This window comes from Vibrio sp. Vb0667 (assembly GCF_033391095.1).
This window is the reverse complement of record NZ_JAWPOL010000013.1, coordinates 49,697-62,520: the sequence shown is the minus strand read 5'-3', so window position 1 is coordinate 62,520 and position 12,824 is coordinate 49,697. Positions and strand designations below refer to the sequence as shown.

The window sequence follows — 12,824 nt, the reverse complement described above, 5'->3', positions numbered from 1 at the left end:
GGCTTGTCTAATTGCTAGTAAATAAAGTAGTTAGGTTGTATACTTTCTCGTCATTCTAAAATTTTAGTTAACTATTTGGAGTCCTCATGGCACGCGTAACTGTTCAAGACGCTGTTGAAAAAGTTGGCAACCGTTTCGACCTAGTACTGATTGCGGCTCGCCGCGCTCGTCAAATGCAAACTGGCGGTAAAGATGCACTAGTGCCAGAAGAGAACGATAAGCCAACGGTTATCGCTCTACGCGAAATCGAAGAAGGTTTAATTACTAAAGAAGTTCTAGACGCTCGTGAACGTCAAGAACAGCAAGAGCAAGAAGCGGCAGAGCTAGCGGCAGTAAGCAGCATCGCTCACAACCGTTAATTCTGACTTTAGAATTCAACAACCTCCCGGGCCTATAATTTGTATCTATTCGATAGCCTCAAAGACGTTGCCCAAGAATACCTAACAGAGCCTCAGATTGAGGCTCTGCGTCAATCTTATGTGGTAGCGAGAGATGCCCATGAAGGGCAAACCCGCTCTAGCGGTGAACCATACATCATCCACCCTGTCGCAGTGGCTCGTATCTTGGCCGAAATGCGCCTTGATATCGAAACCCTCCAAGCTGCTTTGCTGCATGACGTCATTGAAGACTGTGATGTAACTAAAGAAGATCTCGAAGAGAAATTCGGCAACACTGTCGCAGAATTGGTTGATGGTGTATCTAAACTGGACAAACTCAAATTCCGCGATAGGAAAGAGGCTCAGGCTGAGAACTTTCGTAAGATGGTTCTGGCCATGGTGCAAGATATCCGCGTCATTCTGATCAAACTGGCTGACCGCACGCACAACATGCGTACGCTTGGCGCGCTTCGACCAGATAAAAAGCGTCGTATTGCTCGTGAAACGTTAGAAATTTACGCGCCCCTCGCTCATCGTCTTGGTATTCACAATATCAAAACCGAACTCGAAGAGTTGGGCTTTGAGGCGCTATATCCCAACCGCTACCGCGTACTGAAAGAAGTGGTTAAAGCCGCACGTGGTAATCGTAAAGAGATGATCCAACGCATTCACAGCGAAATAGAAGGCCGTCTGCAAGATTTTGGCTTGAATGCTCGCGTCGTTGGTCGTGAGAAAAACCTGTTCTCTATCTATAACAAGATGAAAACCAAAGAACAGCGCTTTCACACCATCATGGATATCTATGCGTTCCGAGTCGTTGTTGATACCGCTGATACTTGTTATCGCGTTTTAGGCCAAGTACACAGCTTGTATAAGCCACGTCCTGGTCGCATGAAAGATTACATCGCGGTACCAAAGGCGAACGGCTATCAATCGCTACACACTTCCATGGTTGGCCCTCACGGCGTACCTGTTGAAGTTCAGATCCGTACTGAAGATATGGATCAAATGGCGGACAAAGGTGTCGCGGCACACTGGTCTTACAAAGACAAAGGCGACAAGTCTGGCACCACTGCGCAAGTGAAAGCTCAGCGTTGGATGCAAAGCCTGTTAGAGCTACAACAAAGCGCGGGTAACTCATTCGAATTCATTGAAAACGTAAAATCCGATCTTTTCCCAGATGAGATTTACGTCTTCACACCAAAAGGTCGTATCGTTGAACTACCTTTAGGCGCAACGGCTGTCGACTTTGCCTATGCCGTACATACCGATGTAGGCAACTCTTGTGTTGGTGCTCGTGTTGACCGTAACCCTTACCCATTGAGTAAGGCATTGAAAAACGGTCAGACGGTGGAAATTATCAGTGCCCCTGGTGCGCGTCCGAATGCGGCATGGCTAAACTATGTCGTGACTTCTCGTGCCCGCACTAAGATTCGACAAGTACTGAAAACGATGCGTCGTGAAGAGTCGATTACTTTAGGTCGTCGCCTACTTAATCACGCACTTGGCCGTCACTCGATTGATTCAATTTATCCAGAAAATATCCAAGAAGTCTTGAATGATCTTCGCCTAGAAAGCATCGATGATTTATTGGCTGCTATTGGATTGGGTGAGTTGATGAGCATTGTGATTGCACGTCGTCTCCTTGGTGACACCGAAGAGCTCACGACAACAAGTTCAATCCCAACGGACTCGAAGAAGAAGCTTCCGATTCGTGGCGCAGAAGGCTTATTGCTGACGTTTGCAAATTGTTGTCATCCTATCCCAGATGATCACATTATTGCTCACGTATCGCCTGGTCGTGGTTTGGTTGTTCACCGAGAAACATGTCCGAACGTTCGTGGTTATCAGAAAGAGCCAGACCGTTATATGGCTGTCGCTTGGTCTGAAGACTACGATAAAGAGTTCATTGCTGAACTTAAAGTCGACATGCTTAACAACCAAGGTGCTCTTGCAGAACTGACCAACGTGATCTCGAAAACAGGATCAAACATTCATGGCCTTTCAACGGAAGAACGTGATGGTCGTCTATACACTGTGACTGTGCTGTTGACGACGAAAGATCGTGTCCACCTTGCTGGTATCATGCGTAAGATTAAGGCAATGCCTCAAGCAACCCGAGTCAGACGCAGAAAGAACTAACCTCTATCGCCACCTACTCTGTTAGGTGGCGATTTTTTATACCTCAATAAATATGAACCTAGAACGTTACAACCGTATTCACCAAGTCCTAAAAACTCGCCAAACTGATCTGACACTTTGTCTCGAAGAAGTACATAAGCCAAACAACGTCTCTGCTGTGATCCGCACCGCTGACGCGACAGGCTTACACAAAGTTCACGCAATTTGGCCAGACAAAATGCGTACGCTGAGCCATACCTCAGCTGGCGCGCGTAACTGGGTTGAAGTGGATACTCACGATTCGATTGAAACTGCGATTACCGAACTCAAAGCGCAAGGTATGCAGGTTTTGGTGACCAATCTTTCGGACACCGCCGTCGATTTTCGCGAGATCGACTACACCAGACCAACGGCAATCATTTTAGGCAGTGAAAAAGTTGGCGCTTCGGAGCAAGCCAAACAGCTTGCCGATCAAGACATTATTATCCCGATGGTGGGCATGGTGCAGTCACTAAACGTATCGGTTGCCAGTGCCGTAATTTTGTATGAAGCGCAACGTCAACGTGAAGCCGCAGGCATGTACGACCGAGAAGAAAGCGCTCTGCCTAAAGAGACAATCAACCGTATTCTCTTTGAACGTGGTCACCCAGTGCTGGCAAAAGTCGCGAAACGAAAAGGGCTCGTTTACCCACCACTCGATGAAGAAGGTCAAATCATCGCCGATGACGCGTGGTGGCAAGAGATGCAAAGCAAGTAACAGACTTTCGTCATCCTGAACGGCGGCGAAGGAGCGTGGTTCAGGATCTAATTCTCAAATATACAGATGCTGATAGTGTTAACTTCAGCGACATACTTGTTGAAAATAGAATCCTGATGTCGCTAAAGCTCCTCGGAATGATAGGTTATCAGTCAAATCATGACACTAACTAAAGCATGACTATTTTTTCCTGTACAAAAACACAGCTCCATGGTTAACATACTGCTATGTTAACCATTTTCTTGAGCCCTCTATGTCCGCCCAAATGTTATCTGCCGTCCCATTAACCTCCCTTTCTGGAGTTGGCGCGAAAGTCGCAGAAAAACTCGCCAAAGTTGGCTTACATAGCGTTCAAGATTTGCTGTTTCACCTTCCGTTACGCTACGAAGATCGTACTCGTATTTACCCTATTGCCAAACTGCATGCTGGCCTTTGGGCGGCAGTGCAAGGTAAGGTCATGGCAGTCGACACCATCTTCGGTAAGCGCAAAATGCTAACGGTAAAAATCAGCGACGGTAATGGCACTATCACGCTGCGCTTTTTCAACTTTACCGCAGCCATGAAGAACAATTTCACGCAAGGTAAGTTAGTACATGCTTACGGTGAAATTAAGCGCGGTGGCATGGGTTTGGAAATTGTTCATCCTGACTACAAGTTTTACGTCAGCGAGCAAAAGCCCGATGTAGAACAGAGCTTAACCCCTGTTTATCCCACCACCGATGGATTGCGTCAAATCACATTGCGCAACCTTACCGAACAAGCTTTAGCCCTGCTTGATAAAACCGCAGTGCAGGAATTACTTCCAGCGGGGTTGTATGACCATCAAATCACGATGTCGCAAGCACTGCACACCATTCATCGCCCACCACCAACCATTAATTTAGATGAGTTTGACGAAGGCAAACATCCTGCCCAAATCCGCTTGATCATGGAAGAATTGCTCGCACAAAACTTATCGATGCTGGCGGTGCGTAGCAAAGGTCAGAAGGATTCAGCGCTACCTCTCGGTCCTTGTAATAAACTAAAAACGCAGCTTTTAGCCCAACTGCCTTTCTCTCCTACAAACGCTCAAACCCGAGTCGTACAAGAGATTGAAGCCGATCTAGAAAAACCGCACCCAATGATGCGATTAGTGCAAGGCGATGTTGGTTCGGGGAAAACATTGGTTGCCGCCTTGGCCGCTGTTAGAGCCATTGAGCATGGCCATCAGGTGGCACTCATGGCGCCAACCGAACTATTGGCCGAGCAACACGCTATCAACTTCGCAAACTGGTTTGAAACCATGGGCATTCAAGTCGGTTGGTTAGCGGGCAAACTCAAAGGTAAGGCAAAGGAAGCCGAGCTGGCTCGTATTGCCAGTGGTGAAGCGCAAATGGTAGTGGGTACTCACGCGCTATTCCAAGAGCACGTTGAATTTCATCACCTTGCTTTGGTCATCATTGATGAACAGCACCGCTTCGGTGTCCATCAGCGATTAGAATTGCGTGAAAAAGGCGCAAAACAAGGCGCCTATCCACATCAGCTCATCATGACAGCAACGCCGATTCCGCGAACGTTAGCCATGACTGCTTATGCTGACTTAGAAACGTCGGTGATTGACGAGCTACCACCGGGTCGAACGCCGATTCAAACCGTTGCCATTCCAGATACAAAACGTGACGACATCGTCGAGCGTGTCCGAAATGCCTGCTTAAACGAAGGCAAGCAGGCATATTGGGTGTGTACCCTGATTGATGAGTCGGAAGTATTAGAAGCGCAAGCCGCGGCAGATACCGCAGAAGAGCTTCAACGTAAACTGCCGGACGTAAAAATTGGTCTAGTGCACGGACGAATGAAGCCGGCAGAGAAACAAGCGGTGATGCAAGATTTCAAAGACAATAAACTGCATTTGCTGGTCGCAACGACAGTGATTGAAGTTGGTGTGGATGTGCCAAACTCTAGCTTGATGATCATAGAAAACCCTGAACGTCTTGGTTTGGCACAATTACACCAGTTAAGAGGTCGCGTGGGCCGAGGTTCCGTTGCTAGCCATTGTGTGCTGCTGTACCACTCTCCGCTGTCAAAAACCGCGCAAAAACGTCTCGGAGTACTACGTGAAAGTAACGATGGCTTCGTCATTGCGCAGAAAGACCTAGAAATTCGTGGCCCTGGAGAACTATTGGGTACAAAGCAGACAGGTCTTGCTGATTTCAAAATCGCAGACTTAGTTCGAGATCAACGCCTGATTCCCGAAGTTCAGCGTATTGCGCGTCATATTCATGACAATTACCCGACTAACGCAACAGCGATTATCGATCGCTGGTTGGGTGAGCGGGATATTTACTCCAAAGCGTAATGATTGAAAGCGAGCCAAATGGCTCGTTTTTTAATACGCCAAAAACAAAGCAAACGTTTGCTTTTTGAGTAAATCTCTCTATAATCGCGCACAAATTTTTAAGTGTGTTAGATCACACTCCACCAACCTGAGTTGACTCTGATTAACAGCAATCACAGGTAACGACGTCAACTCCACCCTGCTCTCCCATTCAGCGAGAACTAGGGAAATATTGCGACTAGCGAGACAAACAATGACAACTTCAAACCGATCTTCGGAACTGGTCTATCAACTCAACGATCGACCACCTTTGCCTCAAACCATTTTTGCCGCACTTCAGCACTTATTGGCGATGTTCGTCGCGGTTATCACTCCGTCACTGATCATCTGTCAGTCTTTGGGTGTACCTGCAGACCAAACGAACACCATCATCAGCATGTCTTTATTTGCGTCAGGCGTGTCTTCGTTTATTCAAATTCGCACCGTTGGCCCAATTGGCTCTGGTTTGCTCTCTGTTCAAGGCACCAGCTTTAACTTTTTAGGTCCTATTATTGGTGCAGGCCTATCGCTGAAAGCCGGTGGAGCAGACATCAGCACCATGATGGCTGCCATTTTTGGTACGATTTTAGTCGCATCATTTGCAGAAATTTTCCTATCTCGCGTATTGGAGCATGCCCGCCGAATCATCACTCCGCTCGTTTCAGGCATCGTCGTCACTCTTATCGGTCTCACACTGATTCAAGTCGGCTTAGTATCAATGGGCGGTGGCTACGCAGCATTAAATGAAGGAACCTTCGGCAGCTTAGACAAACTTGCTCTGGCTGGAACGGTACTTGGATTAATTGTGATTTTAAACCGCTCGAAAAACCCATACATCCGTGTGGCTTCAATCGTGATTGCGATGCTAGTGGGCTACATCATGGCGTATTTTATGGGGATGGTAGATACTTCTCAGCTAGGCGCAACCGAGATCGTAGCACTGCCCGTACCAATGCAATATGGCTTATCGTTTGACTGGTCTCTGTTCATTCCGCTGGTACTGATTTTCTTTATTACCGCACTAGAGGCCATCGGTGATATTACCGCAACATCTGAAGTGTCTGGTGAGCCAGTAAAAGGCCCAGTGTACATGAAACGCATTAAGGGCGGTGTGTTAGCAGACGGCTTAAACTCCGCAATCGCAGCCGTTTTCAACAGCTTCCCGAACTCAACGTTTAGCCAGAATAACGGCATCATCATGCTAACAGGAGTCGCGAGCCGCTACGTGGGTTACTTTATTTCTGGCATGTTAGTGATTCTTGGCTTGTTTCCTGGCGTCGCTAGCTTTGTTCAGCTGATTCCTGAGCCAGTACTTGGCGGCGCAACGATTGTCATGTTTGGTACGATTGCTGCCGCTGGTGTGCGTATTATCTCTCGTGTTGAGCTCGATCGCCGCGCAATTCTGATCATGGCCTTATCCTTCTCAATGGGACTTGGTATCGCACAAAAACCAGAGATCCTGCAATTTATGCCAGAATTTATTAAGAGTATTTTCTCAACTGGTGTTGCAGCAGGTGGCATCACAGCGATCATTTTAAATCTACTTCTGCCAGAGAAACTGGAAGACGAAGATGAACTTCCTCAGGAAGTGAAAGAGTCTTAAGATTATTGAGAATAAGAAAAGCCCAACCTAATTAGGTTGGGCTTTTTGTTTTAAAGGGTGCGGGCCATCGACTTACTTGGTAGGAAAGCTGATTTGAGCGATTAAACCGCCTTCACTGCGATTACGCATCACCACAGAGCCTGAATGTTGGCTGATTATACGCTTCACAATCGCCAACCCTAGCCCAGTGCCTTCACTACCGCGAGCGGTGTCACCACGCGTAAAGGGTTCAAATAACCTCGCGATTTGAGAATGCTCGATACCCGGTCCGTTGTCCTCTACTGAAATCCACACTAGCTGCTTATCTGCTGTCACACCAGTGCTGATTTTGACCCAGCCATTGCCATAGCGTAGCGCATTCACAACTAAGTTACTGATCGCCCGCTTAATCGCAATCGCGCTTCCTTTGGCTGGCGGCAAGTTAAGATTAAGATCTGTTTCAATTTCAACCTCATAACCACCTTCAGAACTGGCGACGTCACTGGCAATCGTACTGATATCAACCGCTTCAAACGATTCTTGGTTCACCGGTTTGAGGTAATCCATAAACTGACTGATGATCTCATTACATTCTTCCGTATCGCTAATGATCCCCTCCGCAAGATAGCTGTCCTCAGGAGACATCATTTCTGTCGCTAGGCGAATACGCGTCAGAGGTGTTCGTAAGTCATGGCTAATCCCTGCCATTAATAAGGCTCGGTCTTCTTCTAGCTCTTGAATACCTTTCGACATTTGATTAAAGGCTCGAGTTACAGAGCGAATCTCCGATGCGCCTTTCTCTGCTAAGGGGGGCGGGATCTCACCTCGACCGACGTCTTTCGCGGCTCTCTCTAAAGCCAAAAGTGGACGGTTTTGCAAACGAATAAACAACCAACCACCTGCAATGATCAGCAGCGCCATAATCAAGCTGTTACGAAACAGCGGGGCAAAATCTTCTTCTTGCAGCTCAGATAACGGAATACGAATGATGGAGTTCGGCAACTTTTCGATGTGCATCCACAAAATGTAACTTTCATCGCCAAGCAATAAGCGCACTTCTGTGGGCGAACCCAGCTCTTGGCTCATTTCTTCAGACATCAAATCAATCGACATTGCGTGATGAAATTCAATCGCCTTATCGCTATCGAGACTATGAACCGTCACCCCTAATCTTTCTAACAATTGACGCCTTAACGGTGCATCAGACTTTAAAGGTCCTTCATCATCAAGCACCAAATTGAGCTCATGGGCGAGAATTTTATTGAACTGCTGCAAACTCGGCATCAACGCGTAGTTAAAAACGGCGTAGTAAGAGAAAACTTGGCTCGCGAGAAGCAAAGAGATGAACAGCAGAATAGATTGTGTCAGTGAACTTCGGATGCGCATGGAACGTTCCTAGTGGTCCTAATCGCGAAATTTCAGCCTTCAAAGGGAAGGTAATGAAGGCTGAAGTTGCTATAGCCAAGTGCTGGCTATGGAGTGAAGAGATTACACCTCTTTGCCGTCTGGGACGAAAACATAACCTAGGCCCCATACGGTTTGAATGTAGCGCGGCTTGCTCGGATCGTCTTCTAACATGCGACGTAAACGTGAGATTTGTACGTCAATAGAACGTTCCATTGCAGAATATTCACGGCCACGCGCCATGTTCATCAATTTGTCTCGTGACATTGGCTCACGTGCATTCATCACGAGCGCCTTTAGAACAGCAAACTCTCCAGAGGTGAGTGGCATTGCCTCGTCACCGCGGAACATCTCGCGAGTGCCTAGATTGAGTCGGAACTCCCCGAACTCCACCACTTTTTCTTCCGTGCTTGGTGCACCCGGCAACTCTACGGTTTGGCGGCGTAATACGGCCTTGATGCGAGCCAATAATTCGCGTGGGTTAAACGGTTTTGGCAAATAATCATCCGCCCCTACCTCAAGACCTACGATGCGGTCCACTTCATCACCTTTCGCGGTGAGCATTAAGATTGGCAACATATTGTTCGCGTGGCGTAGACGACGACAAATTGACAAACCGTCTTCACCTGGCAACATTAGGTCTAGCACCATTAAGTGAAAGTTTTCGCGCGTTAGTAGGCGATCCATCTGTTCGCCATTGGCGACACTTCGTACCTGAAAACCTTGCTCAGAAAGGTAACGCTCCAATAGAGCACGTAAACGAGCATCGTCATCAACCACTAAAATTTTATGATTTTCTTGCATTGAAACATCCTTTCAGAAGCGTCTATTGTCGAAAATGTATCACTGTTTTTCCTAACGTGCTCAAGCAAATTGTTACTCTTTTTATCTTAAGCGCTTTATTCTCTCTCTAGCAGATATTTTCAGCACCTACTATTGACCATAATTCCATTCCAGTTCACGTTTGGCCTCAAGCAGCTCTTGCTGTGCCTCAGCCAGCTTGTGACGTTTTTTCTCAATTTTGTCTGCTTTCCCTGAATGCTGAGCTTCGACTAATTCTTCCTCTCGCTCCTCAACTTCTTTAGTCTTTTCTTCCACTTCTGCTTGCAGCTCTTGGCGCAGCTCACCTTCCGAGCATTCATTCTGGATAGCGGAAAGTGCTTGCTCCAAGCCTTTAATGCGATGCTCATTACCTTGCGCTTTTGCATACTCGAGCTGCTGCTCTACCGCTAACTCTTTAGCGTCACAGCCTTTCACTTCATCTTGAGCAAAAACTGAAAGTGAGAAACCTATTGTTAGTGCAGCACTACACATGACTGCTTTGTTCATTTTACTTCTCCGAGAAAGGCACCATGCCTTTATACCAAATATTCTGACGTTGAGACCCAAGTCACTCCTAGTGAACTTCATGAGACTTGAATCGGTGATAAAGCCTCAGTCTTCCGAGGCCGGTTGAATATATTCAATTGAGTTGATGAACCACTCTTTTTCACCTTCTGGGGTGCGTACCGTGAACTCTTCATCCACTTGTTTTTTCAACATCGCTCGCGCCATAGGTGAATCGATAGAGATGTAGTCTTTCGCATCGCCATAAATCTCTTCAGGCCCGACAATACGAAACTTTTTCACTTCTCCTGCCTCATTTTCTATTTCCACCCATGCACCAAAAAAGACTTTGCCTTCTTGTTGCGGAGAATAGTCAACGATCGTGACTTCTGGCAGGAATTTACGAAGGAAGCGGACACGACGGTCGATCTGACGGAGTAAACGTTTATTGAAGGTGTAATCCGCATTTTCTGAGCGATCGCCCAGGCTCGCCGCCCAAGTGACGATCTTGGTGATTTCCGGGCGCTTTTCATTCCAAAGGTAATCATGCTCTTGTTTGAGTTTGTTGTAACCTTCTCGTGTAATCAGCTTAGTTTTCAAATTAACTCCTATCTCAACTAAAAAATGCTGCTCTTTGGCAGCATTAAGGAGATGATATACCCAAAGATCCAATGTTGTTCAGGCTTTGGGTATCAAGGTGATAAGGCGGCCAGAGTGTTACTTTTCGTAATCCGGTTTTTGCGTCACGATGTAATTCGTATCACTCGAAACAACCGCGCCATGTTTTAGGAAGTTTTTACCTAAAATCATGCTGTAATGGAAGCGACCTCGGTCCTGTAAGTTGACTCGGATCTTCTTCTCTAATTCGCCAAGCTTAACATGCATTTCAACCACAGGGCGTACGTTCGCTTTCTCGCCTTTCTTAGCTTTAATACGCATGACATCAACAACAGGCTTGGTAAACGCCTGTTTCATGCCAAGATCGTTCTCATAGGTAAAGCTCACCATGTCTTTGCCGTCTTTCTTAAACTGCTTGATGTTCTTAGCATTGATTGAGCTTACATCTGCACCCGTGTCTAACTTCACAGGGAAAGACATCCCCTCAACTTCAGCCACTTCGATATGGCCAGCTTTGAAAAGTGGCCTTGCATCTAGTAGATGGTCTGCGCGAGTGTTCAGCAACACACCACCCTTGGCTATGTCATGACCAAACACGAAAAAGGGTTGAGTGTCACCCTCATCAAGCACATCGAGCGCAAACTTCATTGATGTGTCTTTTCTACCGAGAAGAAAGTCTCCTTCGACAACAGGGCGAACCGCGCTGCCAACCTTGAGCTTTTTCAACACTGGTTTGGTGATTTTTTCTTCTTTCCCCTCATCGTTCATTAAATAAAACGTGACGGACTCATCCTTACCTTTTTCTGTTACTTCAAACCCATTTACACGCAGTAATGGCGTTTTCACAGTAAAAGTGGGGTAAGCAGGGACGGTATAACCATCAATGGTGACCTGTTCTTCTGGTGAAACGACAAGAGGTTTTGATTTGAGTGCGCTTTTGAACGTTTTTTCTACGCCACCCAATAGATTTTCTTTGTCCGTATCAATAACAAAGTGCTGACTCGCAACGTCCCGACCTAAGCGAATTTGCGAACTGAACTTACTGCGATCACGCAGATACACCAACCAACGTTGAGTTTCATTTTCGCCGACTTTGACGGGTAAATAGACTAAAGGGCGCTCGCTTTTGGTCGTTTTCAGCATTCGTACCAAGGGTAATGTCATTGGATGACGCTTGCCATTCTCGCCCTCTAACATAAAAGATACTTCGTTATGCTTTTTGTCTACCTTGATGTCCAGTGCATGGACGTTGGTATAACGGCTAGAAGTTGAGATGCTGATCTTATATGGCACACCTTCGACTTCAACCGTCTCTTTTTTGCCAATCATTTTTGCGCTTGGCTGTTCTTGAAGATAATCATAACCAGCGAAGACCCATGCGTTATCATCGAGATAAGTTTTACCAATCAAGATAGGAGAAGAGAATTGCGTACGCTTGGTCAGGTTCACTTCCGTATCAACGGTGTGACCAGCGATTGTCATCGGCATTTTTATTGTCGGGCGTAGGATGGGCTTTTTGCTTGTTCGACTGCGAATCGCGCTCACTCTTTCCAGATCATCGGTAATCTGTATTTCCTTCCCTGTATAAGGGTGAGGAACCGTAAAGCTAACCTTTACTTGATATTGCTTAAAGCTTTCGGCGTCCCACTTTGCCTTCGTCCCACCTAAGTCATCGACAATTGCCCAAAGTAACTCGTTATCTTTCAAATCTTGGTAATCTGGGTGTGAGCTACTGACATGGATATTCTCCGCATGCATCGATGTCGTATCTGCACCAGTATCAATCTTGCCAATAAATGGCACCGCTTTTAGTTCCGGAATGTCACTGTAGTAGACGCTCTCCACACGCCCTAGTACCAATTTGTTATCGAGCTGATAAACGGGAGCTTGTGTGGTTCCTGAGATAGATTGCGCCCAACTAAGCGGGGCGGCAAGTAAGGCACTCGTAAGCGCTAACGCCAAAGACATTTTTTTCATCATGATTATCCGTATAAGCCGAGGTACATTTAGTGATATCAACAACCGTGGAATTAGGTTAGTCGATAACTGCGGATATAAGTTCTCAATTTAATTACAGTTTTGACATAAATCTGACTGATGTCCACCAGCGCCCGGTAAATTTTTGCCTCGTTAATTTAAAACATTGCAAATTCTTCGAACGACCCCAATGTTCTATACAACCAAAACCGAATTAAAAGAGAAAACACGGATGAGCCAAGCTATCTGTCGCATGATTGCTCAAGAACTGAATGTTCGCCCAGAGCAAGTCAACGCCGCTGTCACCCT

The 12,824-nt window shown here is 46.6% G+C and carries 10 protein-coding genes; 5 read left to right on the top strand and 5 right to left on the bottom strand.

All coding sequences use genetic code 11. From position 1 onward, the window contains the following. The first annotated feature begins 86 nt into the window (after nucleotides 1–86). The 5 genes from rpoZ (at nucleotide 87) to R8269_RS13810 (ending at nucleotide 7,211) form a co-directional block, all read left to right on the top strand. Complete coding sequence (rpoZ, locus tag R8269_RS13830; RefSeq protein ID WP_005379346.1) at nucleotides 87–359, top strand: DNA-directed RNA polymerase subunit omega; 273 nt, start codon at nucleotides 87–89, stop codon at nucleotides 357–359. A 39-nt stretch (nucleotides 360–398) separates the two neighbouring features. Continuing rightward, nucleotides 399–2,519, top strand: a complete 2,121-nt coding sequence (gene spoT, locus R8269_RS13825; RefSeq protein ID WP_005379340.1) for a bifunctional GTP diphosphokinase/guanosine-3',5'-bis pyrophosphate 3'-pyrophosphohydrolase — start codon at nucleotides 399–401, stop codon at nucleotides 2,517–2,519. Between the two features lie 52 nt (nucleotides 2,520–2,571). Beyond that, nucleotides 2,572–3,255, top strand: coding sequence for a tRNA (guanosine(18)-2'-O)-methyltransferase TrmH (trmH, locus tag R8269_RS13820; protein ID WP_017635001.1), 684 nt, complete (start codon nucleotides 2,572–2,574; stop codon nucleotides 3,253–3,255). Nucleotides 3,256–3,508: 253 nt separating this feature from the next. Further along, nucleotides 3,509–5,590, top strand: a complete 2,082-nt coding sequence (recG, locus tag R8269_RS13815; protein ID WP_205391079.1) for an ATP-dependent DNA helicase RecG — start codon at nucleotides 3,509–3,511, stop codon at nucleotides 5,588–5,590. A 232-nt stretch (nucleotides 5,591–5,822) separates the two neighbouring features. Next, nucleotides 5,823–7,211 (top strand): uracil-xanthine permease family protein, encoded by a 1,389-nt coding sequence (locus R8269_RS13810; protein WP_005379335.1) that lies wholly within the window; start codon nucleotides 5,823–5,825, stop codon nucleotides 7,209–7,211. A gap of 72 nt (nucleotides 7,212–7,283) precedes the next feature. Here R8269_RS13810 and envZ read toward each other — a convergent pair whose 3' ends face one another. The 5 genes from envZ to R8269_RS13785 form a co-directional block, all read right to left on the bottom strand. Further along, a complete protein-coding gene (gene envZ / locus R8269_RS13805; protein ID WP_017820700.1) occupies nucleotides 7,284–8,576 on the bottom strand; it encodes a two-component system sensor histidine kinase EnvZ in 1,293 nt (430 codons plus the stop codon). Nucleotides 8,577–8,678: 102 nt separating this feature from the next. Continuing rightward, nucleotides 8,679–9,398, bottom strand: a complete 720-nt coding sequence (gene ompR, locus R8269_RS13800) for a two-component system response regulator OmpR (RefSeq protein WP_005379333.1) — start codon at nucleotides 9,396–9,398, stop codon at nucleotides 8,679–8,681. A gap of 129 nt (nucleotides 9,399–9,527) precedes the next feature. Beyond that, nucleotides 9,528–9,923, bottom strand: coding sequence for a DUF1090 domain-containing protein (locus R8269_RS13795; protein ID WP_017635004.1), 396 nt, complete (start codon nucleotides 9,921–9,923; stop codon nucleotides 9,528–9,530). Nucleotides 9,924–10,028: 105 nt separating this feature from the next. Then, complete coding sequence (gene greB, locus R8269_RS13790) at nucleotides 10,029–10,520, bottom strand: transcription elongation factor GreB (RefSeq protein WP_053307281.1); 492 nt, start codon at nucleotides 10,518–10,520, stop codon at nucleotides 10,029–10,031. A 117-nt stretch (nucleotides 10,521–10,637) separates the two neighbouring features. After that, complete coding sequence (locus tag R8269_RS13785) at nucleotides 10,638–12,518, bottom strand: ATP-dependent zinc protease (protein WP_318222563.1); 1,881 nt, start codon at nucleotides 12,516–12,518, stop codon at nucleotides 10,638–10,640. Nucleotides 12,519–12,824: the final 306 nt, after the last annotated feature.